The sequence below is a fragment of the Francisella persica ATCC VR-331 genome, assembly GCF_001653955.1.
GTDB lineage: Bacteria > Pseudomonadota > Gammaproteobacteria > Francisellales > Francisellaceae > Francisella > Francisella persica.
Window position 1 is genome coordinate 470,390 of sequence record NZ_CP013022.1, and the last position, 25,615, is coordinate 496,004.

Consider the following 25,615-nt stretch of genomic DNA (forward strand, 5'->3'; position numbering starts at 1 on the left):
TTTTTACTTATTATTTTCGGTATATTTTTATTTTTTAAGCTGTAATTTATAGAGTCATTTTATATATCTGTTATAATTTTCCTATCTTAAGTTTTAGAAGATATTTTCATGGCTGAAAAATATATATATTCAATGCACAGGGTTGGCAAAGTTGTGCCGCCTAATAAATATATACTTAAAGATATTTCATTATCTTTTTTCGATGGTGCAAAAATTGGTGTACTAGGTCTTAATGGCTCTGGTAAGTCAACATTTCTTAAAATTATGGCAGGTCTTGATACAGAGATTGTTGGTGAGGCAGCGCCACGCAAAGGTGTAAAGATAGGCTATTTACCACAAGAACCAAAACTTGATCCAACTAAAGATGTGCGTGGTAATGTTGAAGAAGTCCTTGTGCACTTACAAGATATGCTTACTAGATTTGATGAAATCAGTATCAAATTCTGTGAGCCGATATCTGATGATGAAATGGCTAAACTTCTTGAAGAGCAAGGTGATCTACAAAATGCAATAGATTCTGCTGGAGCTTGGGAAATAGAGCGTAAACTAGAAGTTGCTGCAGAAGCTTTACGCTTACCACCTTGGAATGCTGATGTTACTAAATTATCAGGTGGTGAAGCTCGTCGTGTTGCATTATGTAAATTGTTATTATCTGCTCCAGATATTTTATTACTAGATGAGCCTACTAATCATTTAGATGCAGAGTCTGTGGCATGGTTAGAGAAGTTCTTAGCAGAATACAAAGGTACTGTTGTAGCTGTTACGCATGATAGATATTTCTTAGATAATGTTGCTGAATGGATTCTTGAGCTTGATAGAGGCGAAGGTATACCATTTAAAGGTAATTATACACAATGGCTAGAGCAAAAAGAAAAACGTTTAGAGATGGAAGAAAAGCGTGAAACTGCTCACCAAAAAGCCCTAAAAGAAGAGTTAGAATGGGTGCGTCAAAATGCTAAGGGTCGTCAAGTTAAATCAAAAGCAAGACTTGCTAAGTTTGATGAGTTAAGTTCACAAGAGTTCCAAAAGCGTAATGAAACACAAGAATTATATATTCCACCAGGAGAAAGACTGGGTAGGAATGTAATTAAGGTTAAAGATATCGTTAAATCATTTGATGATAAGATACTTATCAATCATCTAAATATCGATATTCCAGCTGGATCTATCGTTGGTATAATTGGTGCTAACGGAGCTGGTAAGTCAACATTTTTCAAAATGATTACAGGACAAGAAACTCCTGATAGTGGTGAGATCGAGCTTGGTGAAACAGTGCATCTAGCTTATGTAGATCAATCACGCGATGCTCTAGATGATAACAAAACCGTGTGGGAAGAAATTGCTGATGGTTTAGATATGATCACAGTTGGTAAATACACTATCCCATCACGCCAATATGTCAGTAGATTTAACTTTAAAGGAACTAGTCAGCAGAAATATATTTCTCAGCTATCAGGTGGTGAGAGAAATCGTGTGCATCTTGCTAAGTTACTTAGAAGTGGTGGTAATGTTATCTTACTAGATGAGCCAACAAACGATCTTGATGTAGAGACTTTAAGAGCACTAGAAGAAGCTATATTAGCCTTCCCTGGTTGTATTATGGTTATCTCGCATGATAGATGGTTTCTAAACCGTGTTGCGACTCACATGCTTGCTTTTGAGGGTAATAGTGAAGTAGTTTGGTTTGAGGGTAACTACGATGCTTATATCGAAGATAAAAAACGCCGTCTTGGTGATAAGTATGATGCTATTACTAATATTAAGTATAAGAGAATATCTGTAAATTAGTTTCTAATTTGTTTCATTATTTATTTCAATCATATTAAAACTAATATCATATAAAAAATATTGTTTCGCATTTGTTTCTTTACTAAATTCTTCACTTATTATTCCAGTATCTAAGACTTTAAATTTGTTAAATATTAGAATAATATTTATCATTTAGAGCTATTGCTAGGTGTATTTGAGCTGTTTTATTTATTGGATTATAAGATCCAGTCATTGTTTCTGAAAGTATTAAGTGAAGGCAAAAATCTTCAACTTTATACCATATTTGGATTTGAAGTTTGGTCTATATATTTTCTTAAAATCAAGAATATTTGTATAAAAATTTTCTGAAACTTCTAGATCTCTTATGTTAAAGCAATATGATTAAGCTTAAGTTTTAGGATAAAATATTTTTAAAACATATATACTAAAATCTACAATTTAGTTATGTTTTACTGCAAAAGCAATAGATTAGTTATAGTTTTATCAATCATAATACTTATAACTTTTCAATTACATCAGAAATTATTTCATCTTTTAAAATTTGCTTCACTATTTTTAAAATACCCAGATTTGATATATTAGTTGATAATAATTAGAAATAAAACCACTAAGAATATTTTTATGAAAATATTTTTCTACTCCACAAAAAAAGTATGACAAAGAGTACTTTTCTAAACTTAACTCTAATCATCGACTAACTTTTATTGTGTTTAAATCGTAAGATACATAAGACTTATAATAGAGTCAAAGGAAGTAATTTTAATATATAGGTGTTAGAAGGTTTTGATATTCATCAAAACCTATAGAAATAATAGGTTTTGGTAATATTGATAAAGCTTTTAGTCAAATTATGTCTGGATTTGGTAAAAAATTTTAGTTTATGATCCTTTTATAAACAAAAGTGATATACATGTATATGTTAAGTTAGTAGATTTTTATACTATATAAGCTTACATTACCATTTCAAATGATGATACTAAATATATGACCAAAAAGCTCTTTGTTTAATAAAATCATTCTGCTTTCGTAATTAATACAAGTCGTGTGTAGCATTAATTGATACTAAAGCTATTATAGAAGCTCTTAAATATAAATCTATAGCTGGTTTAGCTATAGATGTCTATGAGTATGAAAAAGATATTTTCTTTAGAGACATATACGTAGAAATTTTGGCTAATGATATTATTTAAAAGACTTATCACATTTCCGAATATTTTAGTAACTGCTCATCAAGCTTTTTAAACTAAAGAAGCTTTGGAGGGGATTGCAAATACAACATTAAATAATGCTTCTTTAATGGAGGGATTAAATCATTAATCTTGATATGGTCAATCTAAATACCACGAGAAGCTTCTACTACATCCCACATTAGGCTGCTTTGATTGTGTAATATACATGTGGAGTATCTGTGTAAGGATAGTTTTAAAATACTTGTAAGCTCTTTCGATGGTCAAATATAATTCTATATCTAATTGGCCATTTAACTCCAGTAGCATTAGCCATTTCTTGGATATGTTTTTGTAGCTTTCAAAGTTTAGGTTGATACTAGGAAAGGGACCTAAAAGTACTCTGAAATGATCATTATACTCACTAATATGGAATTGCTTCCCATTACTAATAATTACATCATCACCTAGGGTATTAAGTATGGTGAGATAAGCCTACCATATTAAATGGAATAGTTTTGTATAAAGGAATGATAATGTATATATTCATTCAATTACATCTTTAGCTTCAATTAGAGCATCTTTAAGTTTAGAAATTAAAGTATGAAATTTTAACCAAAGGAGCTTTGTAAAAACCAATTTTCATACCATTAGGATGGAAAGATTTACCACCTAAAAGTTTAAGGATATCATTATCTAAGTGCTGTAACTTAACACACTTCTAACAACTTCTTTAGGCTAATATTTTGCCATATAAATAGCTGATTTATAGACTAAGAAGTCGGGAGCTGCTAACAAGTGTATATGTAAATAGTTGCGATTCAATCCACTTACCTAAAACATCAATAGAAGCATATCCTCAATCCATTGAGTTCTAGTGATACCAAAAGCACTTTCATAATCTCTTGAGAAGCCTGCTTGGTATGATGCAAGAGGACAAATACCACAAATATGTGCTACAGAATCAATAATTGCGTTTGGTTCTCTGCCTTCGAGAAATTTTTCAAAATATCGTGGCGGTTTCGTGGTGGTTCATAGATTCTTAGTTCACACTTACATATTTTGCTATCTTTAATTCTTAAATCTAAAGCACCTTCGCCTTCAACACGAGCTAAAATAGGTACTTCAACAATTGTTTTCTACTTATAATTTATACACTAGCATTTTTAAAATACTTAATCTTGACTACTGATGAATCTATATTTATCTTGGATTTGTTTGGCTGATAAGCCAAGCTCTTTTAGTTTGTTTGTCATAGTATCTAGATTTGCATATTTAAATGTGCCAAAACAACCATAGCAACTATGACCAAGTTTTGGACAAATTATACCACAGCCATTAGCTGTTACAGGACCTAAGCATGTTTCATCTTTGGCAACAATTACTCAAGTAACACCTGCATGCTTACAGGTTGTACAAACTGGATCTACAACTTTTTCTGGATATACACCAAAGAGTAGCTGGCAAATAGCTTTAAATTATTTGCTCTGTAGTTATTAGGCAGTTAGAGATGTCAAAATATTAAAAAGTTATCTAACTTTTTAGCTATAGTAAACTTATCTTGATATGATTGAGGCACACGAATCATATCTGCATAATTACTACAGAAGATAACATCTTATTGAGATGCTAAAAATATTGCTTGATCAAACTTAGGATACAAACATGAAACCTGGTCCATCTGATATTTTTTGACAAAAGGCTAGGAATACCATAGTGATGTAAAGCGTGTGTATGCCACACCACAGAATTCACAAAATTGTATTGTTTACTAAGGCAAGCTTCTTTAGCGATTTATTGTAAAAGACTTTTTGCAATTTTCTGGGCTATAAATTCTTGCATGTAATCCATAGCATCACTTATCAATTACATTATATCATTTCTTTGATATCTTTGAGAGTATGTTTAGTCATTTTTTTTCTATAATTTACTCAAAGTCAAGCTTGTCCAAGACTTACATCACTATCATTTACATGTACTTTCTCTGATATATAGATGAAACCCATGGTTTTAATGTAAGCTTTGGCTAGTAGTAGCTTATTTTTGTAATCAGCCACCACTTAAAATTATCGTATTTATATTTCTTTGTTGTGCTGATTTGTCAAGCCATTGCATCAAAGCATAAGCAAGATGGCTATGCCATAAGTTACTAGCTGTAGTTTTACCATAGCATCTAATTGTAGCGCTTATTTTCAGTAGATATTTCAAATAGATTTTCTCTACAGTTATATCACTAGCAAGTGATTCTAGTTCTATCGCAGCTTGAGCTTCATAGTTATTGATATAACAAACATCAACAAGACTACAATCAGAGCCTGTTGTAGGTAGCATAAAACTAAGCTGTTTTATATTTGGAGCAATAGCTTTTCTAAGAATTACTAGAGGAAATTTTTAAGTAAAATATCTGTATAGTAGTAGAATTTATTAGCTCATCTTATTGTTTAGTAACTTCTGCAAAATATGTTTGTATACTTTGTGTATTTAAACCTAATTCTTTTGCAAGGTAATATATAAAATGGCGAAAGCCAACCCCTTGAACTCCATTGACAAGAATTTTTGTTATGACTTGTTGCATTTTTCCACTTTTATTAAAGTGATTGTGTTGTCTATGACAACTTATATCACTTTTTTGTTACGAAGATTTCTACAGGTTATGAGTTTTTATAGCTCTCGATATAGTCTAATATTAGATCATGGTGCTCTTTGGTTTTAAATCCTTCGAATATATGTTGTATTTTGCCTTCTGGATTCCATCATATACTTTTCCCATAAATTTCTTTTCGCTCCATACACTATATAGCCCGGCAACATGATGATCTTCATCACTTAGAAGTTGTACTGATAGTTTATCTTTCTCTTAAAACTTTTCTAAACGTTTTGTGTTATCAGGACTAATACCAAGGACCACAGTGTTAAGAATATTACTTAAACCTATAGATTCGACTGTACACCTAGGAGTCATTGCTTTAGGATAAAAGTAAATTAGGATATTTCTTTTGCTCTTAAAATCACTTACATAGTTTACCTATTTGTTAATTATTGATACATTAGTTTTTAAAATAATTGTATTAATTCCCTTTATTTCAAAGACCTTAACCATCCCAACCAACTATCAAAACCAGCACCAGTTTTTACGAGATAAATCAAATATTTTGACATCTGAACGAATCTTTAATATTTGTGTTACATTCTTGGATATCAAAATAAACATCTTCAATAAGATTTGTTTTATTGATAACAACCACATCTGCATAATAAAATATATCAGGGTATTTAATAGGCTTATCTGCACCTTATGTAGTTTAGATAACCGCTACACGATACTTTTCGCCAAAGTTAAACATAGACAGATTAAATTACCAACATTTTCAATCATTACAAAACCGTTTTTAATATCACCCAGATGTTCAAAAGTATAGCCAACAATATGAGCATTTAAGTGACAAGGTTTACCAGTATTAATTTGATAAGCTTCTGCTTCCGTCTTACGGATTCTTTCTGCATCAAGATCAGTATGTTGATAGCTATCAACAACTGCAATAGAATACTCACTATAAAGCTATTTGATAGTTCTATAAAGTAGAAATGTCTTACCAGAGCTAGGACTTGATACAAAGTTAAGCGTAATATTATTTTAGCTAATACATCTATATTTTGCTGAGCTTATTGATAATTTTCTTCTAATATTGCTCCTATTCTAACTTAATAGCGTAATCTATATGGTGGTGGTGATTTTGGCTATCGCCACAGCTACAAGTTGTACACATAATTAACTCCTTAATTAAAAACTATCGACTCTACGAACATTACCTTTTTTTAAGAATATCTTTCTTAAAACTGCCACAGTTTGGGCACTGCTCGTATAGTTTAATTAATTCAAATTCATGCATTAGAATTGATCAAAAGCTATATTATACCAAGAAGCTGTAAGTAAAAAGCAAGTTAGTAAATATTAACTGTTAAATTATTTCATTCTATTCAAGATATTATCTTTAACTATTAGTTGATGAGATAAAGCCGCTGCTATATGAATAATAACTAGTATAAGTAGTATTGAAGAAAAAATATAATGATAACTAAAAACCTCTTCTCCTAAAGGAACATTTGTTGTTAATAGCTCTGGAAATGGGATAATAAAAAATATATTCCATGAAAAGCCCATGAGCATTGAACCTACAACTCCTGAAAATGCCATGCTAAATGCTGATATGTATATCCATAAATGTACAACCTTAGCTATTAGTAATTGAAATAGTGGCAATGGAGGCTTATACGCAGGCCTAACGCTTATAATTCTAGCTATAACTAGTAAAGGAATCACAAAAAAGGTTACAACTCCAAAAGATTTATGTAGATTTATAATCCAGCCAGAGTCAAAAAAATTGTTAGTATAGCTAAAGCCTAAAATAAGTTGTGCTATTATCAAAAAAGCAAGTAAAGCATGTAAAGCTCTAACTGATAGACTATATTTCATAAGCCTTATAAAATTTTAGAATATATTTGTATTATATAGTATTTGTGATATTTTGAGAATGTTTTTTGATTTTTTAGTCATTCTAAATCTTTCTAAATTCTTTGATGATTTGATCGTAGCGTAGTAAGAAATCTTGAGTATTGTAGTTATCAATAATTCTTTTATATTCTTTAAGTATTATTTTATTGGTGATACTAAAGATTAGATCAGCTAAAGGTTTGATTATTTTACTAGTCATAAACTTTACATAGTTTACTAAATATAATTTTGTCTGGTTCATTAATTGGTGTAAAGTAAACACAAATTTTTAGTTTATCACCGTTTATTTATAGAAGCATAGGGTATACATATTTTTCAATATTATGCATTGCTGATTTAGAGCTTCTATATATTCAGATGTGATATTTAGGAAAATATCTTGAGGAATTTTAATCATCTACCAATAGATTTTTTTATGTACCATAGCTAAGAGCAGTATAGTCGAGTTGGTTTTCGATACAGTGGTGATATTGTTATGCCAAATATCTGTAAGTAGTGAATATTTACCATCAAAATCATCATATAAGTGTTGAGCAAATTCAAAGGCATAGCTACTATCAAGCTCTTCATCCAAAAATATTTATCCAAATCATAATCTGCAATAGCTTTTTGGATATGTTTTTTTTAAATTTAGGAATAGCTCTTTGTGTCTCTGGGGTAAATATACAGTGCCATGTTGGTCAAACCTAAAACCATTAAATGGACGCTATAGCTACAATAGTTATCATAGCAATATTTTATACCAAATCTTTATCTTTACTTTCGTTATCTTTATGAACACTTTTTATCATTGCGGTGATTATTTGCAATCGAATCTTTAAGGTAAATAGAAGTTAAGTATATGTTGTGCTTGGTTGTTTTATTACTGCACGGTGTATACCTCTTAAAGAGGGTGATAAAAATTCTTCAGTTAATTTTATGGAGGATTCATTTCATCCTTGGATTATCTATTTTATAATGCCAGTTTTTGCCTTTGCTAATACTAGTATAAGTTTTGTTGGGATAAATTTTTCGATACTGTCGGAACCTATTATGCTAGGTATTATTTTGGGATTATTTGTCTGTAAACAGCTTGGTATTTTTTCAATATTAGCGATTTTTAAGAAATTAAAATTGTTTAAACTTGGTGAGTCTTTATCAAATCTACAGCTATATGGTATAAGCTTATTGTGTGGTATATGTGGTATAGGCTTTACCATGAGTTTTTTTATAGAAGTTCTTGCCTTTAATGATAATCATTTATTGGGGTTTTGGGTTATATGATTTTGAGATTTATCGCAACAGATCCTAAGCTAATATGATTTTATCTAATAATTTTAATATATAATAAAACTATGTTAAGCTAGCGCTAAGTGGTTAGATGTTTGCAGTAAACTCAAAAGATAATCAATCTAGAAAATTCTGCTTGATGAGTTGGAACTCTTATAAGATAGATCATAAAGATTCTGAGGCTTTTAGTGCATATATCAAACATGTATATTTTAACTATAATGTTGATATTTTTTGCTTGCAAGAAGCCGTTCATCACCATGATAGTAAGTTTCCTATAGACAAATTTTATGTAAATTTTGCTTCAAATATTGTATTACGTTCACATAACTACGGTGTGGCAACTGTTAGTCATTATCCAGTGTTAAAGAATGTCAAAATACTCACAACTTATCGTGAGTCAGTTATAAATACACACAAAGCTTCTTTGATAACACATCTAAATATCAACAATACTAAAGTAATCGTTGTAAATATCCATGCGATAAACTTTAAAAGTAATAAAGTTTATGAGTATGAGTTTGAGAAAATAAAAGAATTTATCGCTCCAAATAAATACAAATATCCAATTATAATTGCTGGGGATTTTAATACTTGGAATAGAAAACGAGTTAAGCTAATAAAAGATTTTTGTCGAGAATTCTATTTTAAAGTAGCATTTATAGATGAACCTCAGTTGATTAAATCTTTCAAAAATAACCACTTAGACTTTGTTTTGTACCGAGGGTTAAATCTTGAAAAAGCTGCTGTGCTAGATTGTAAAAAAATATCTGACCATAATCCAATTATTGCTGAATTTTGTATCAAATAAGAATTTTAGCCACCGAAAGATTTTGTTTTATCATTAATGATGTCATAGCACAAATCTGTTAATTCAGCGACAGAATAGTTTTTAGGATTTATAGGCTTTTCAAAAGACATTTTAGCAATACCAGGTTTAATAAAATCACCTTTTTTACGCCCAAAATAAACGCCAAAATTATGTGCCACAGGTATAATTGGTATATTTGTAACCGTTGCTAATTTCATTGCCGAACGATGAAATTTTGGATATTCACCTACAGGGACTCTAGTTCCCTCAGGAAATATTACGATACTAAGATTTTTATTTAACACTCTATCTTTACCATCTTCCAGTACTTTTTTAATTGCTGAAAGCCCTTTAGATCTATCAATTCCTATTGCTTCAGCAAAAATATTAGTCTTACCAAAGACTGGTTTCTCAAGAAGTTCTTGTTTCATGACAAAACAACAATTGCGTACTAGACAATAAAAAACAAAAGTTTCAAGCATAGATTGGTGTTTAGAAACATAGATACACGGATAGTTAGGAATATTTTCTTTACCATCTATTTTTACATATATTTGCAATAGAATAAGTACGCCTAAACGGTATAAGCAAGACCATATCCAACAGATGAATAGTCTAACCTTTAAAGACGCACCTAAAACTCCCACTATATTCATTAAAATACAGCATAATAGTAGCACAATATATGCATATATTTTAAAAATATGCATTCTTAATACTAATAGTAGATGAACTATCTTTTTCATCTGTTTACCTCTTTTAACCGTTAAACTCTTTAGTTTTTTCAGTTATGACTTTATGACAATAGCTTGTTAGAGTTTTTGAGTCAAAATCTCTAGGATCTATTCTCTTACCAAAATCCATTCTAGCTATACCAGGTTTTATAACTTGTCCCCATTTTTTTGGAAAAAATCTACCAAAATTATGCGCAACAGGAATAATATATACATTAGCATCAGCTGCTAATTTCATTGCTGAACGCTTAAATTCTGGATATTCACCAACATTAACTCGTGTTCCTTCAGGGAAAATAACCACATTTATACCATCAGCCAAACTCTGTTTGCCATCTGTGACAACTTTTTTTAATGATTCTCTTGGTTTATCTCTATCTATGGCAATACTACCTAAGTTTTTCATAGCAGAACCAAAAATTGGGGTATCAAAAAGCTCTTGCTTCATTATAAAATGGCATTTGCCAAGCAATCCATAAAACATAAAAGTTTCAAGCATAGATTGGTGTTTAGAAACATAGATACACGGATAATCTTTGTCTATATTTACACGACCTGTTATTCGAATGAAGACTTGTAAAAAGACTAACATACCTATCCAATAAAGATAAGTCCATATATAACAAACAGCCATTCTCCATACTAAAGGCAGTTTAAAAAATGCAAAAATATTTATGAGGATACTACAGCCACCAATTACTGTAAAAGAATAAAGCTGAAATGCTGTCATCCTTGTCCACATTAAAATACTCCAAATCTTTTTAAGAAAAGATTTCATTAATAAGTTCTCCATAAAATTTTATTTAAAAATAGTTACAAACTACTATAGCCGCGAACTAAGGCTTAATTTTATCTACAATATTGTACACTTTTTAGAAAGAGCTGCCGATAAATAGTAAATATAATTCTATAACATATTAATTGAAATTTAAATAAAATCTGATCGATAGCTTTCTAAAGTAAACAAACTTTATAGTAGATTAATATAACAATAAAAAACTACTGACAAGTTAGTCAAATATTACTATAAAAAAGAAAGCAGTTTTTTCATAACCTAGCATATTTCTAAAGTTGTAAAATGTTACATAAAATAAACATTTCAGTTAAACCAATCCCTTTATTTTCTATAAGTATTATAGCAAGAAAGTTTTCTTAGAGTGCTGAAACAGGTAGTTTTAAAATCAATCTAATAAATTTTAATAAAAAAAGTAATATAAACATAACTAATAATGTCGAAAAAATAGATAAAGAAAAAACGTATTATATTAGAAATAAGTTGTCTTGAACATAAAAAAAAACGTAGCTTTTCAAAGGTTATTTTATTATAAAACACAAAAAATAAATGCTGCTAAGAACCTTCTTCCTATTTTGGAAGGACAATCCATATACTTATCCTACAGGTACCGACATAAAGTTTTATCAGATGGTTCCTTTGTACTTGTTGCTAACAATCAACAAGATATATTTAATAATTATCATAATTGTGATATATATCAGCACATGGAGAAGGTTTGAAAAATGAAATAAGTATTTATAATAAAAGGATATTTATTTATGGCCCATCTAAGTTAGTTCTATCAACTTATTCAATTGCAGCTTATAAGCAACTAGTTATCGAGGAATTATGGTGAAGCCACTGGCTAGTGTTTACCAAGGAGAAGTGCATCCATTTAATGAAGATTCTTTGTTGCAACTACAAAAGAATCAATTAAATCTAAAGTTTTTACTGGGGTAAAGAAATATTTAGAATATATGAAGAATTATGAACTCACATTTGAGAAAACTGAAAAGGACATCAAACATTTTGTAGAATTGTGTCCAAAGATTTAAGTGAAGGCTTAAATCCATGGGTATACTGCAGCGACAATAATATCTTGAGTTATTAATTTACCAACATCATATTTATTATGATGGCGAAATCTTTTTTTCTAGAGAGGATTATAACAATAAATCACTTTCAGCAATTTAACAATTCATTAGTCAATCTTTATGTAAATGTAGAGTTAGTGTTGATTTAGAATATATCAAATGAAACTACAGGAAGTATTTTAGGAGTTTCTAAATTAAACCAACCTTTACTACACATTTATACACAAATATTAACTACTATATCTGAAAATATTATTTTTAGAATGCTAACACAAGAGTCAAGAGAAAAGTTTCGTCAACTTTATGACGATGTAACAGAAAATTAACTAATTTGACATTTGCCTTTGGCGTTGTTTTTCAAGATATCTTACTAGTGATTGATAATGGTTTGGAGACACTAAATTTAGATGATAGTTTAAACAAAAGAAGTTTATCAGGAAATTTTGCATATAAAGTTATAAAAATAAAGCATACTTAATTGGAAAAAATAAAATTAGCTTTAGTTATGATATTATTTTTAATTATTTCAGGATGTGCAAGCTCAAGTTTTGACTTAACAGTTCAACCAGATAAATTAACTAATAATGGTAAACCTTTTTATGTTATTGTAAAAGATATATGTTTAGTTATTTAGATAGTAGCATTGATATTGTATATCAAAGTTACCTAAAAAGTTATGATAAAAATAACAACTTTTTGATTTATCCCAATCAAGGTAAACAAACTATACCTATACACAAAAAAGAGGTGTATCAGTTTATTTTTTTAAAACAAGCGTAGGATATTGTAAGTTTTATATTTAATTAATATTTCAAAAAAAATAATCTATAGGAGGTTTCATAAATGTGGAAATCAAAGTTCTATAGTATAATGAATGATGTTGATAATTTGATATAAAGACATTCTAACATTATAAGCTTATATTAGTTGATAAAAATCGTGAAGAAGGTAAGTTATAGCCAGTCACATTTAAACGTTAAACTATAAAAGCAATATCAGCTAGTTATGATTATGAAATGCTACGAACTCGCTTATTAAAAAAACTAGAATCAGGTAAGCTTTACTATTAATATCTAGAATATTTATTAACACAAATATCACAAGCTTATGTTAATAATTTATGGGTTTATTATTTACTTACGCATGGCTATAAGGGCACGTATGACTCTGATAATTGTTTCGAAAAAAGCCTTTATCTAAGACAGCTAAAAATTTTGACTGCCTAATTGAAAGATCCTGTAAAATCCAACTTTAAAAGATCCTGTAAAATCCAACTTTATTTTTTATAATCAATATATTAGGAAGTTCCTCTTTAATTATTTTCTAACCTATTTTTTTTGAAGTTTTTCCAATAAATATAAAAAGATGCATATGTAGAATAATTAACTGGTGATGCGAAAAGTATTTAAGTCAAAATATTTATAATATGGTTTACAATCTTTAATTAAAACTTGATATTTATTCAATAGCCTTTTAAATAAAAAATTTTAATTATGCTAATACTAATACTGCTTGTTCAATGACAAAATCAAATACTTCTAATATATAAGCACTACTAACAATAATAGTTGTACAAAAAATAGATAAGGTGGTTTTCTTATATGTGTTAATTAATCTTAAGATAGCATTTTTTCTCATTTGTATTGGTTGATAATGTAAACTAAAATCAAAATCAGTAAATGACCTTTGATAATTATGCCAATTTTTAATAATCTGTGGCATTAATTGCATATGATCACCTGTAATAGGTATAAAGCCAAAGTTTTTACTGTATTTACTTAGGTTATTATCTTTTATTTTATATCCTGGATTATCCATAGCTCTAAAAAAACATATTTCAGTATGTTTTAACCTTCCAGTAGGAGTACTTTGTCCTAGTTTAAATTCAGTATCTTTAGCTGATAAGACTCTATCAATATGTTTTTGATCGAAATTAGATACTATTTTTTTTATGACTTCATCTATAATTTTACCACCTTTATTAGGATCAAACTGAGGATGATGTTCAAATACCCGTCCTGTAGAAAAATGAGAATCTAAAATAATAGCCTTAATATTTTTAAATCCTTGTATTTCTAATTGATAAGCCATTTCTACAGCTATTACGCCACCTAAAGACCAGCCAAACATATATACTGTTTCATCTTTAGATAGATTTAACTGATTTATATAAAAACTAGATAGTTTTGATAGATTATCAATTTTGTCTTTATTATAAATATTATAGTTATCTATACCAATACAGTTATAATCATTAGCAAGCCTATCAATAAAATCTTGATACATTTCACAACCACCAAAAGCAGGGTGAATAAATATCATTTTAGGCTTATTAGAAATATTATTAGAATAATATTTAATTAATTGGAATTTATTATTAGATACATTATTCAATAATGATTGTATTGTTTTATATCTAAATATATCAGATATAGATATTTCAGTATCAAATATTAGTGTCATTTTATATGCTGCTTGAATAGATAAAATAGAATTGCCACCGATATTAAAGAAATTATCAGTGACATCTACTTTATCTACCTTTAGAACTTCTTGCCATATTTGACACATTTTTTGTTGTAATTCAGTAGTAGGGGCTAGATATTGTTTCTTAATATTAGAAATGTTGAAATTAGGTAAAGCTGTTCTATCTAATTTACCATTAATAGTTAGAGGGAATGATTCTAATCTCATATAAAAACTAGGGATCATATATTCAGGTAGTTTTTTAGCTAAATGATTTTTAATTATAGATTCGTCTATTTCTGTATCAGCTACATAGTAAGCTACTAGTGTTTCATTGTTAACTAAAACACAGCTTTGTTTAATATTATTAATTGCCAAGATGACATTTTCAATTTCTCCAAGCTCAATCCTAAAGCCTCTTAATTTAACTTGAAAATCATTTCTATCAATATATTCAATCTCTCCACTAGCTAACCATTTACAGATATCACCTGTTTTATATAAATGCGTATAGCCTTTGGCAATATCATCTGGTGTGGCAAAAGGATTATTGATAAATTTTTCTTTAGTTAATTGTGGTAAATTTAAATATCCTCTAGCTAAACCAGCGCCACCTATATATAACTCACCTGGTACACCTATTGGTGTTGGTAGTAAATTATTATCTAAAATGTAAAGCTTTGTATTTGATATTGGTTTGCCTATAGTTACTTTCTTACCTGGTTCACATAATGAATAGCTTACATCAATAGAAGCTTCAGTTGGTCCATATAAATTATATAAAGAAATATACGGGTTTAATTTATAAAAAGTATCACAAGTATTATTTTTAAGTACTTCACCACTGCAGAAAACTATTTGTAAGTTAGATTGTGATGATTCTTTTGTAGATAAATAGTTTAAGAATACATCAAGCATAGATGGGACGAAATGTATTACTGTTATTTTTTCTTTATTTATTAACTGATATAAATAATCACAGTCTTTATGACCTTCAGGTTTAGCAATAACTGTTGCGGCACCATACCAATTAGCCCATAATAACTCCCATACAGATACATCAAAGTTATAAGGTGTTTTTTGTAATATCCTATCTTTATTAGTTAATGGATGTATAGATTGCATCCATACTACTCTATTGATAATGCTTTTATGTTCTAAAGCTACACCCTTAGGTTTGCCAGTAGTTCCAGAAGTGTAAATTATATAAGCTAGATTATTTGGTTGTACATTAGTGCTCAAATTATCTTTACTATAGTTTTGAACCTTTTGTAAATCTGTAGCAATAATCTCTATATCTTGAGCTACCTCATGAAGCTTATCAATTAAATGTGCTTGAGATAGTAAAATAGTTGAATTAGTATCTTCTAAAATATATTTTGTTCTATCACTAGGGAAATCAGGTGATATAGGAACATAAGCAGCTCCTGCTTTAAGTACAGCTAATATTGATATAATCATCTCTAAGCTTCTATCTAAGTATAGAGCTATTGGAGTATCTGGCTGTAGCTCTTGATTTGTTGTAGATTTATATTTAGCTGTGATATATCTAGCAAGCTGGTTACTTTTTTCATTTAACTCTTTATAGGTTAGTTGTTTATCCTCAAAAACTATAGCTATATTATCTGGAGTTTTAGCTACTTGTTCTTCAAAAAGTTGATGGATGGCTTTCTGATGATACTTCTGATATTCACCACTTGAAATAGCTAATATTTGTTTATATTGGTCATCATCTATTATGCTTATTTCTGAAATCTTTTTATTTAAGATAATATCTAATTTAGATAATAAAGTTTTATATCCATTAATAATTGCATATATAAAATCTTTTTCATATTGATTATTAAATTCGACTCTACATAATATCTCACCATTTTTTAAGTCTACCTCAAAATATAATCCCTGCTTAACATAGCCTGAATGAGAATATATCTGTGTTTGGTTATATGGAAGACTATGAGTTTCCTCTGTTTCAAAATTAAATTGAATATCTGATAATAATCTAATATGTTCTCTATCTAAGTTATCTAATAAGCTTTCGTAAGCAATAGCATTATTAATATTAGATATTATTTCACTTCTAGCCTGATGTATAAAATAAATCAAATTATTATTACTATCAAAATCTGATGCTAAAAAAATATTGTTTATTAAACAGCCTATAGTATCTTTATGTTTAGGAGTATATAAACGTTCATCTATATTTGTAATGATAGCAAACTTAGTTTGACTTGATATTTTATGTATGACTAATATAAACAGAGTATACAATATAGAGAATTCACTAGTATTAAGGTTTTTAGATACTTGTAGTAACTGTGTTTTTGTCATTTTATCACAATTAAAAGAAATTTGTTTTCCTTTATTAGTAAACTCTTGATTATTTTTTGGTAAATCTAAAGGAGACAAGCTTTCTAATTTATTTTTCCAGAAGCTAAGCTTTTCTTCAAAATTATTTTTGTATTGCTTATTAATATAGTAAGATGCTTCATTAAAATCATTTATATCTGATTTTCTATTATCTTTTTCATTTAAAAATAAATATGAATATAAATCAGGTAAAATAATATTGATTAATGATGTAGCATCAAGTATCAGATGGTGACAAGAAATAAATAAATATTGTTTCTTAATATCTAAAACATCTATTAGATAAAATCTAATTAATTTATCTGTATATAAATCAAAACTAATTCTCTCTATTTCGTTGAGAACTTGATGTAATTCAGTTTGTGTTTTTACTATTTTTTGTTCACAAATGCAGGAATGATTATAATTTAGTATTCGTTTAAGACAACCATCATTATTATAAATATAGTTACTATGTAATAATGTATACTTATCTAGTAGATATTTAACTCCTGATTTTAAATTATTTAAATCGATATGTTTTTTGTAATCAATAAGGAAACTCTCATTATATATTAAGTTATGACCTGATGATAATTGATGACTAAATATAACTTTTTCAAAATGGTGTAATTTTTCCGATGATAAATTTAATTTTTCATTAGAAATATTATTAGAATAATATTTAATTAATTGGAATTTATTATTAGATACATTATTCAATAATGATTGTATTGTTTTATATCTAAATATATCAGATATAGATATTTCAGTATCAAATATTAGTGTCATTTTATATGCTGCTTGAATAGATAAAATAGAATTGCCACCGATATTAAAGAAATTATCAGTGACATCTACTTTATCTACCTTTAGAACTTCTTGCCATATTTGACACATTTTTTGTTGTAATTCAGTAGTAGGGGCTAGATATTGTTTCTTAATATTAGAAATGTTGAAATTAGGTAAAGCTGTTCTATCTAATTTACCATTAATAGTTAGAGGGAATGATTCTAATCTCATATAAAAACTAGGGATCATATATTCAGGTAGTTTTTTAGCTAAATGATTTTTAATTATAGATTCGTCTATTTCTGTATCAGCTACATAGTAAGCTACTAGTGTTTCATTGTTAACTAAAACACAGCTTTGTTTAATATTATTAATTGCCAAGATGACATTTTCAATTTCTCCAAGCTCAATCCTAAAGCCTCTTAATTTAACTTGAAAATCATTTCTATCAATATATTCAATCTCTCCACTAGCTAACCATTTACAGATATCACCTGTTTTATATAAATGCGTATAGCCTTTGGCAATATCATCTGGTGTGGCAAAAGGATTATTGATAAATTTTTCTTTAGTTAATTGTGGTAAATTTAAATATCCTCTAGCTAAACCAGCGCCACCTATATATAACTCACCTGGTACACCTATTGGTGTTGGTAGTAAATTATTATCTAAAATGTAAAGCTTTGTATTTGATATTGGTTTGCCTATAGTTACTTTCTTACCTGGTTCACATAATGAATAGCTTACATCAATAGAAGCTTCAGTTGGTCCATATAAATTATATAAAGAAATATACGGGTTTAATTTATAAAAAGTATCACAAGTATTATTTTTAAGTACTTCACCACTGCAGAAAACTATTTGTAAGTTAGATTGTGATGATTCTTTTGTAGATAAATAGTTTAAGAATACATCAAGCATAGATGGGACGAAATGTATTACTGTTATTTTTTCTTTATTTATTAACTGATATAAATAATCACAGTCTTTATGACCTTCAGGTTTAGCAATAACTGTTGCGGCACCATACCAATTAGCCCATAATAACTCCCATACAGATACATCAAAGTTATAAGGTGTTTTTTGTAATATCCTATCTTTATTAGTTAATGGATGTATAGATTGCATCCATACTACTCTATTGATAATGCTTTTATGTTCTAAAGCTACACCCTTAGGTTTGCCAGTAGTTCCAGAAGTGTAAATTATATAAGCTAGATTATTTGGTTGTACATTAGTGCTCAAATTATCTTTACTATAGTTTTGAACCTTTTGTAAATCTGTAGCAATAATCTCTATATCTTGAGCTACCTCATGAAGCTTATCAATTAAATGTGCTTGAGATAGTAAAATAGTTGAATTAGTATCTTCTAAAATATATTTTGTTCTATCACTAGGGAAATCAGGTGATATAGGAACATAAGCAGCTCCTGCTTTAAGTACAGCTAATATTGATATAATCATCTCTAAGCTTCTATCTAAGTATAGAGCTATTGGAGTATCTGGCTGTAGCTCTTGATTTGTTGTAGATTTATATTTAGCTGTGATATATCTAGCAAGCTGGTTACTTTTTTCATTTAACTCTTTATAGGTTAGTTGTTTATCCTCAAAAACTATAGCTATATTATCTGGAGTTTTAGCTACTTGTTCTTCAAAAAGTTGATGGATTTTCTTATCTTGAGGAAAAGCTCGTTGTGTTTCATTGACTTTTTGGATAAGATTGTTGACAATCATCATTGATATTTTACTAAAATTTTGACTAACATAATATTAATATAAAAAAAAAATAAGTAAATCTATGATAAGAAACTTGTGATGAAAAATGTGCTACATTGATTAATTTTTGAAAATAATGTTATTTATTTCTATACTTTAATACTAGTATTAATACTGAAGAACAAGTTATAAGAGCCAGTAGATAACCGATAGTTAAAATACAATCATTTTTGATTATTCCATACAATATGCTTACTGTTTGAATAAATATAAAAATGGAAAAAGTTATTAATGAAACAGACTTGGATGATTTTGTTTTATAAATATTTATAGCTTGTGGGATAAACGCAAGAGCATTTAGCACTAATGCGAAACTGAATAAAAAAACAATTAAATCCGTAAAATATGACATTTATGCTATCCCTAATAATTTAAGAAATTTTAAATTTTTCCTAAAACATCAAATATAGCTTCTGCTGCCTCAGATCTTTTTTTGTCTTTTTCTTCAAGCTCTTTATTTTTCTGTTCTAGTTGTTTTTGTAATTGTTTTTGTTTACTAATATTTACCGAAACTCCCACCAAACCAATCACTTCACCATCATCATTTTTAAGACAACTTTTAGTTGCAAGATATATATCTTTTTTACCTTTTTCAGAAATATATTCTTCTTCAAAAACTACAGTCTTATCGTTTCTCATAACGTATAAATCATTTTTGTAAATCTCTTCATTAAATTTTTTACTAACCTCAAAACTAGAATCTGATTTACCAATAATATCTTCATTAGTTAGACCTGACCCTAAAAGTGAAAGGTTTTTTTTATTCATTCCTAAAAATTTGCCTTCTAAGTCTTTCCAATAAATATTAGCATCAATACTATCTATAATTTGTTGAAATGAAGATTTTTGATTATCTAAAAGTCTTTTGATTTCTTTATTTTTCTGTTCTAGTTCAGCTTGTAATTTTTTTTGTTGAGTAATATCAATAGAAACTCCAACAATTCCTAAAACTTTACCATTTTCATCTCTCATAGGGGATTTTTGTGATAAAAATGTTTGTTCTTTTTCTTCAAGCAATACCTTTTCTTCAAAAATGAATGATTTATTACTTTCAATTACTTTCAAATCGTTTGTATATAAATCAGGCCCAGTATTTTTCATAACACCCAACTCAGTATCACTTTTTCCAATGACTTCATTCATATCGCTTAACCCAAGGTAATTAAGCTGACTACGATTCATACCTAGCATCTTGCCAGCAGTATCTTTCCAATAAATATTTGCATCTATAGAATTAATTATTTGCTTTAATTCATGATTTTCATTCCTAAGAGAATTATTCTCACTTTTAAGTTTTTTCAATTCTTGTTTTAATTGTTTATTTTTATCTTCTAATTGACTTGACATAACCACTTTCCTATCTATCTTTGTATAATTTAATTTATCTATAATATAGCTGTAAAACAAGAAAAAAAATAGTGCTGTCCCTTAATTTCACTTTTATATTTTTTCGTTATTGCTGTATATATACGTAATAATTATTACAAATTTAATATAGTCTTGACTTATTTATTGCTTCTTAGTGGATAAATATGGTTTATAAGTTATATAATAATAACATTATTATCGGCACTATGCATAATAATATTCGTGTATATAAGAATAAGAGTTAATAGGGAAGAAGAAATTATTTGAAAAAGCACAATCTTAATGCATTAGACTTATTAATAAAATTAAAGAGCAATAATATAATTAGCTCATTATTTCGATAAATAATATAGATTATTCCACACTTAGGTAAGTAGATTAGTCATAAAAGTTCAAAGGACTCCTGCTATTGCATAAATTTTTAGTATGCTCTCTAGGACAAATATTTTTGGTATGCATAGTGCTATTTTGCGGTATCAAACCTATTCTATCTTTAGGTATTAGTCTATTATTAGTGAGCTTCTATTTAAGATATCTAGTATAAATGAATATTATTGAAAACTTTTACAAAATTGATCTATTTTCTATACAACTCTCTACCAGTAATGCTATGCATTCAGTAACCATAAATACATGATAACAACAAACTGAGTGAAGTAGTAATAAATTATAAACCAAACAAAAAGGTAAATGTCAAATTTTAGTAGAGTCTATAAACCCTAATGTTGAGGTTATTCAACAAGCTATTAATTCATGTAATACTATAAATCAAAATAAGACAAAATTATCTAGCTGGCAATTGCTTCATCATGGTAAAGCAGGAATAGAAAGAGCAAAAACACTTTCAAAATGGGTGTATGGAGCGGGATATTCAGGACAAAGAGATTTTTGGATAGTTTTAACATCTTTTTTGGAGATATAAAAACAGTTAGAAACTATTTCTACTAGCTTATCTAATTCTAATCAAATTGATAAAAATCTTATTTAATAAAGAAGCAAAAATATTAGCAGGAGTAAAAACACAACTAGCTCACTTAGAATTTATGTCAAAAATGCGTTTAATTCTATTATTGTAGATTCTAGATGGAGAGCAACTGGATTTATAAATTATTTTAGAGGAATGTGAACTAGGGATAATTGCCTAATTCATCTAATACTTCTGCTCATGAAATTAGAATTTATAATGGTGTTAAGAGCAGGTTTTATGAAATCTTTCGAAACCTCTTCTAAAGAATGTAGATAATAGTATAACTGAGGTTGTTTCTGCTCAAATATGGCGTTATTTAATTGGTGAAATATTTTCAGAATCAAGACTTGTTATTGATAATAAAGAAAATAATGGGAATTTGTTACTCATGTAAGACGACTTTCATATTCAATATTTTTAATTAATGTCAAGCTGATTTCAATCGTGAAACTTATTTTGAAAAACAGATCATGATTATATGTTGTTAATTGGAAGACTGTGAAAACTAAAGATAAATTTTCTATAAAAAAATTAGAAGTGTTTAAAGGAAAAAGGACATTACAGGCTTGATTAACTTATGAGCTGCTAATTAGTAGATTTAGCCATGGGTATAGTAGTACTACATTCTTGTTAAGAGCTGCTCGTACAGGAAGAGCAAGTCTGAGTGATTACAAAAAGACAACAACATCTAATTCTTAGAGTGCTTTTTTTAGGTCTAACTTAGCAAAACTTAATAATTTTAAAGAGCTTTTTTGATATTTAGGAACTGCAAAAAGTAGTGGGGAAGAAAGAGATAATTGGAAAAAAAATAACAAATAGAAATATTTATAGTAACTTTCTAGAGGAAGTTAGTTTATATAAACAAGATAAGAAAATATCTTTAGCCAAATGTGTGTACTGCAATCAGTAGCATTTTGGGGAGATTATAGTCTCCATTCAAGTAACGTTGCATTGTATGGTAAAGATATTAAGGTTGCAAAAATAGATGGCGGCGTAGCTTTTAGAAGTTTTGCAAAGAATTCACCTATTAATATCCTATTTCCTTATGAATATGAAGGGCGATGAGTTCATAATGTTATTCATAAAAATTATGTAGATTATTATGCCCGTATAATAGGCTTTAAAATTTATTTGTCTTCTATAGCTGATCAGCATATTATCACACAATCAATGAAAAATAGATGATTGGAGAAAATCAATATCTGATATAGTTTATGATAGCATTCAACAAAAAAACACTTATTACATAAGGCATCACAACTGGATCATATTAAGAATAAAGCTTTCTCTAGCTATTTTGGTATGGATTTAAGCGTTGATAAAAAAGTTCTGTCAACATAGATAGAAGGAATAATATATCGTAATATTGAGGGTTTCCAAATAATAATAAAGGATAAAAACCTGTCAGTATTACACAAGAACTATCAAGTTAAAGATATGAATAATTTTTATAATATTCAACTCACTATTTTGCAAATTATCCTTTCTATAGTGATGTAAAATCAAAACCTGGCAAACCTTCAAACAAAGATGAAATTTAAAATTATTTAATAGATAAATTTAAAACTGGAAATTTATTACTAAAAGAAGAATTTTTATCTAAATTAGGAATTACTGTGTGCCCATAGTAACTTATTATCATTTTCTTCAAAAACTGCTAATACATTATTTTAGATTAAGTAGGTTACCTGGTGACTATCCTGTTAGAATCTACCTTGGAATACTACCAATGAAACAAAAAATCTCTAACACAGAATTAATTAAGTGCATGAAAAAGTTTGAGTGAAGTAAATAGAAATATCGTTAAAAATATTATATAAAAAATATAGAATTTGTAAATAAGAAGAATATTAATATTTTTTCTGATTCATAATTTATAGAAAAGATTTTAGCTATTTTAAAATTATTATAAAGTCACTGTAGTGATGTGATCTAGTAATTAAAAATAAGAATAATATAACTAGGGAGAATATTATTTGTGATAATCCAAACTGTACCACTATAATATTGTATTATTAAATTAATTAAAAAATAAATATAAAAAACTATGAATATCAAAAGTACTAAAGAAATAAAATAACTATTTTTCTAAATATTTTAGCTTATCTGGAACAGATGCCCAGTTATCAGCATCTTCACAAGGTTCACACTTTTCTACGATATTTGGCCAAATGCCTACTAGCTCTCTGTTAATTTCAAGCATTTGCTCTTCGTTTTTGCTTAAATCATCACTAGATTTAATCGCATTAACAGGGCACTCAGGTTCACAAAGAGCACAATCAATACATTCATCTGGGTTAATTACTAGCATATTTGGTCCTTCATAAAAACAATCCACAGGACATACTTCTACGCAGTCGCCGTATTTACATTTGATACAACTTTCAGTAACTACAAATGGCATTTTATTAAATCCTTTCGTTTTTTACTATTTTTTTAAAGAAGCCCACAAATTATAGCATAGATATAAAAAAAGGTAAATCATTATTCGTTTTGAATAACTTTTATAACCTTCTTTATAAGTTTGATAATCATGCAATCAAGTTTTACGACTAAATTGAGCAGCTAAAATTAGAAATATTTATTAACAAGTGATACTATAAGCTTAATATTTTACTAACTTTTTGGTTTAAAAAGTGAAAGCTGAACTTGATCCAAGAAAACTTATTGCTGGAACAACGATATCAGTAGCTATTTTATTTTTTACTACATATCTTGTATCTATAGCTGATGGTCATAATACTTTATGTAATCCCTTTATTTCAGGTTGCTCTGATATTACTCATGCTGGATTTACTTCATATGAGAAATATATGCTAAAGGCAGTATTAATACCAACAGCAACACTGATGGCGGTGATATTCTTCTTTATCCAGCAACTGCTTGTACAAATAAGTTACTATAGCAAAGCAGTAATCAAGCAAGGTAAATTAATACTATTTTTAGCATCAGTTGGTTGTATTGGTTTGATAATAGGTACTGCTGTGATTGATGGTCAAGATACACTTATGAATCTACATCTAAAAGCTATTGCAGTATTTTTTGTATTGATAAGTGTTTGCCAGGTATGGTATACGATTATTGAATATAGGTACTCCTCTAAGCTAAATAAAGCTCCACTGATATTACGTAGAATATTAATTTTAATAACAATCGCATTTTCAATATGGTCAGTATTTATGGATCAAACAACTGTTAATCATAATATTGTTGAATGGTGGGGGGTTTATGCACTTATTTTTTGGTTTTGGACATTTTCTATAACTAAAATTAAGTAGCATTCTAGCTAGCAAATTTTGATTAGCTTTTTGTTATCGAACTTATAAAAAAACAAAGTAAAAAATATATAAGGTATTTTTTATGTCTATCAAATCACTATGTTAATAGTGCTAATCTTTCAGTATATAGATGCTAATTCAGTTAAGCCATATGCTTAGCTCACCAAATCAGCTACAGCTACTTAGTGTTTTTCTGCTTTAGTAATGGCTCAAGCTAAGTATGGGAGTCTGTGATATTAGATGAGTATCTCAAGCCATATAGGCATTTTTGGCAAGAGGCAAAAGTTGAGCATAATAATCTAAATATCGCACCGGCACTTGAGACACTAGATAGATTTTTACACCAACAGCAAAAATTTGATTTTATTTACATTTATGCTGATAAACCAAATTACATAAATTACTATGAAAAAGAAAAAGCTCTAGATTTAATTGATTTTTGGGTATTATGCGATAGATAAGTACTTTGGTTAGCTATAGCAGCAGA

Annotated in this window: 18 protein-coding genes and 2 pseudogenes; 8 read left to right on the forward strand and 12 right to left on the reverse strand. The window is 28.3% G+C overall.

All coding sequences use genetic code 11. The annotated features are described in order from the left end of the window. Positions 1 to 108 precede the first annotated feature (108 nt). Complete coding sequence (gene ettA, locus FSC845_RS02305; protein ID WP_064461592.1) at positions 109 to 1,788, forward strand: energy-dependent translational throttle protein EttA; 1,680 nt, start codon at positions 109 to 111, stop codon at positions 1,786 to 1,788. A 3,197-nt stretch (positions 1,789 to 4,985) separates the two neighbouring features. Here ettA and FSC845_RS02310 read toward each other — a convergent pair. The 6 genes and pseudogenes from FSC845_RS02310 to FSC845_RS09560 all read right to left on the reverse strand — a co-directional run. After that, positions 4,986 to 5,267 (reverse strand): Kae1-like domain-containing protein, encoded by a 282-nt coding sequence (locus tag FSC845_RS02310; RefSeq protein ID WP_064461593.1) that lies wholly within the window; start codon positions 5,265 to 5,267, stop codon positions 4,986 to 4,988. A gap of 103 nt (positions 5,268 to 5,370) precedes the next feature. Further along, positions 5,371 to 5,511 (reverse strand): acylphosphatase, encoded by a 141-nt coding sequence (locus FSC845_RS07755; RefSeq protein ID WP_144416523.1) that lies wholly within the window; start codon positions 5,509 to 5,511, stop codon positions 5,371 to 5,373. A 282-nt stretch (positions 5,512 to 5,793) separates the two neighbouring features. Next, complete coding sequence (locus FSC845_RS09950; protein ID WP_236940293.1) at positions 5,794 to 5,898, reverse strand: thioredoxin domain-containing protein; 105 nt, start codon at positions 5,896 to 5,898, stop codon at positions 5,794 to 5,796. Between the two features lie 351 nt (positions 5,899 to 6,249). Next, a complete protein-coding gene (locus FSC845_RS09230; protein ID WP_322786756.1) occupies positions 6,250 to 6,477 on the reverse strand; it encodes a P-loop NTPase family protein in 228 nt (75 codons plus the stop codon). A 423-nt stretch (positions 6,478 to 6,900) separates the two neighbouring features. Next, positions 6,901 to 7,410: a cytochrome b gene (locus FSC845_RS02315; RefSeq protein ID WP_064461594.1), complete on the reverse strand. Its 510-nt coding sequence runs from the start codon at positions 7,408 to 7,410 to the stop codon at positions 6,901 to 6,903. An 82-nt stretch (positions 7,411 to 7,492) separates the two neighbouring features. Next, positions 7,493 to 8,152 (reverse strand): annotated as a pseudogene (locus FSC845_RS09560) (aromatic ring-hydroxylating oxygenase subunit alpha); the annotation flags it as partial. Here FSC845_RS09560 and FSC845_RS07005 point away from each other — a divergent pair. Together FSC845_RS07005 and FSC845_RS02330 are read left to right on the forward strand one after the other, a co-directional pair. After that, positions 8,152 to 8,750 (forward strand): annotated as a pseudogene (locus FSC845_RS07005) (Na+/H+ antiporter NhaA); the annotation flags it as partial. The pseudogenes FSC845_RS09560 and FSC845_RS07005 overlap by 1 nt on opposite strands. 59 nt (positions 8,751 to 8,809) lie before the next feature. Continuing rightward, a complete protein-coding gene (locus FSC845_RS02330; RefSeq protein ID WP_064461597.1) occupies positions 8,810 to 9,529 on the forward strand; it encodes an endonuclease/exonuclease/phosphatase family protein in 720 nt (239 codons plus the stop codon). 5 nt (positions 9,530 to 9,534) lie between these two features. Here FSC845_RS02330 and FSC845_RS02335 read toward each other — a convergent pair whose 3' ends face one another. Then, positions 9,535 to 10,275, reverse strand: coding sequence for a lysophospholipid acyltransferase family protein (locus FSC845_RS02335; RefSeq protein ID WP_064461598.1), 741 nt, complete (start codon positions 10,273 to 10,275; stop codon positions 9,535 to 9,537). A gap of 13 nt (positions 10,276 to 10,288) precedes the next feature. After that, positions 10,289 to 11,041, reverse strand: coding sequence for a lysophospholipid acyltransferase family protein (locus FSC845_RS02340; protein ID WP_064461599.1), 753 nt, complete (start codon positions 11,039 to 11,041; stop codon positions 10,289 to 10,291). Between the two features lie 1,422 nt (positions 11,042 to 12,463). Between FSC845_RS02340 and FSC845_RS08045 the strand changes: the two genes are divergently transcribed. Further along, the gene (locus FSC845_RS08045) at positions 12,464 to 12,610 is read left to right on the forward strand and encodes a hypothetical protein (protein WP_158506404.1); all 147 of its coding nucleotides are present in this window, start codon (positions 12,464 to 12,466) and stop codon (positions 12,608 to 12,610) included. Further along, positions 12,611 to 12,766, forward strand: a complete 156-nt coding sequence (locus FSC845_RS07760) for a hypothetical protein (protein WP_156507914.1) — start codon at positions 12,611 to 12,613, stop codon at positions 12,764 to 12,766. An 857-nt stretch (positions 12,767 to 13,623) separates the two neighbouring features. Here the strand turns inward: FSC845_RS07760 and FSC845_RS02345 are convergent. The 3 genes from FSC845_RS02345 to FSC845_RS02350 form a co-directional block, all read right to left on the reverse strand. Next, positions 13,624 to 19,473 carry a non-ribosomal peptide synthetase gene (locus FSC845_RS02345; protein ID WP_169815253.1) on the reverse strand — a complete coding sequence of 1,950 codons (5,850 nt, stop codon included), beginning with the start codon at positions 19,471 to 19,473 and terminating at the stop codon, positions 13,624 to 13,626. A gap of 121 nt (positions 19,474 to 19,594) precedes the next feature. Next, entirely contained in the window at positions 19,595 to 19,867 is a 273-nt protein-coding gene (locus FSC845_RS09955; protein WP_082343476.1) for a SemiSWEET family sugar transporter, read from the reverse strand. 29 nt (positions 19,868 to 19,896) lie between these two features. After that, positions 19,897 to 20,862, reverse strand: coding sequence for a PAS domain-containing protein (locus FSC845_RS02350; RefSeq protein ID WP_064461602.1), 966 nt, complete (start codon positions 20,860 to 20,862; stop codon positions 19,897 to 19,899). Between the two features lie 1,876 nt (positions 20,863 to 22,738). Here FSC845_RS02350 and FSC845_RS07765 point away from each other — a divergent pair. Next, the gene (locus FSC845_RS07765; RefSeq protein ID WP_156507915.1) at positions 22,739 to 22,915 is read left to right on the forward strand and encodes a hypothetical protein; all 177 of its coding nucleotides are present in this window, start codon (positions 22,739 to 22,741) and stop codon (positions 22,913 to 22,915) included. A gap of 1,015 nt (positions 22,916 to 23,930) precedes the next feature. On the opposite strand, the gene fdxA is transcribed toward FSC845_RS07765, so the two are convergent. Next, positions 23,931 to 24,254: a ferredoxin FdxA gene (fdxA, locus tag FSC845_RS02355; RefSeq protein ID WP_064461603.1), complete on the reverse strand. Its 324-nt coding sequence runs from the start codon at positions 24,252 to 24,254 to the stop codon at positions 23,931 to 23,933. 232 nt (positions 24,255 to 24,486) lie between these two features. Here fdxA and FSC845_RS02360 point away from each other — a divergent pair, with 232 nt between their 5' ends. After that, positions 24,487 to 25,128: a hypothetical protein gene (locus FSC845_RS02360; protein WP_064461604.1), complete on the forward strand. Its 642-nt coding sequence runs from the start codon at positions 24,487 to 24,489 to the stop codon at positions 25,126 to 25,128. A 230-nt stretch (positions 25,129 to 25,358) separates the two neighbouring features. Continuing rightward, on the forward strand, positions 25,359 to 25,589 hold the full coding sequence (locus tag FSC845_RS08615) for an O-methyltransferase (RefSeq protein WP_064461605.1): 231 nt from the start codon (positions 25,359 to 25,361) through the stop codon (positions 25,587 to 25,589). Positions 25,590 to 25,615: the final 26 nt, after the last annotated feature.

Coding starts and splice junctions, on each gene's coding strand:
- FSC845_RS07755 (WP_144416523.1), bottom strand. CDS start 5,511: ATGCAACAAGTCATAACAAAAATTCTTGTCAATGGAGTTCAAGGGGTT.
- FSC845_RS02330 (WP_064461597.1), top strand. CDS start 8,810: ATGTTTGCAGTAAACTCAAAAGATAATCAATCTAGAAAATTCTGCTTG.
- ettA (WP_064461592.1), top strand. CDS start 109: ATGGCTGAAAAATATATATATTCAATGCACAGGGTTGGCAAAGTTGTG.
- FSC845_RS02340 (WP_064461599.1), bottom strand. CDS start 11,041: ATGAAATCTTTTCTTAAAAAGATTTGGAGTATTTTAATGTGGACAAGG.
- FSC845_RS02345 (WP_169815253.1), bottom strand. CDS start 19,473: ATGATTGTCAACAATCTTATCCAAAAAGTCAATGAAACACAACGAGCT.
- fdxA (WP_064461603.1), bottom strand. CDS start 24,254: ATGCCATTTGTAGTTACTGAAAGTTGTATCAAATGTAAATACGGCGAC.
- FSC845_RS09955 (WP_082343476.1), bottom strand. CDS start 19,867: ATGTCATATTTTACGGATTTAATTGTTTTTTTATTCAGTTTCGCATTA.
- FSC845_RS07765 (WP_156507915.1), top strand. CDS start 22,739: ATGTGTGTACTGCAATCAGTAGCATTTTGGGGAGATTATAGTCTCCAT.
- FSC845_RS09950 (WP_236940293.1), bottom strand. CDS start 5,898: ATGACTCCTAGGTGTACAGTCGAATCTATAGGTTTAAGTAATATTCTT.
- FSC845_RS02335 (WP_064461598.1), bottom strand. CDS start 10,275: ATGAAAAAGATAGTTCATCTACTATTAGTATTAAGAATGCATATTTTT.
- FSC845_RS02350 (WP_064461602.1), bottom strand. CDS start 20,862: ATGTCAAGTCAATTAGAAGATAAAAATAAACAATTAAAACAAGAATTG.
- FSC845_RS02315 (WP_064461594.1), bottom strand. CDS start 7,410: ATGAAATATAGTCTATCAGTTAGAGCTTTACATGCTTTACTTGCTTTT.
- FSC845_RS02310 (WP_064461593.1), bottom strand. CDS start 5,267: ATGCTACCTACAACAGGCTCTGATTGTAGTCTTGTTGATGTTTGTTAT.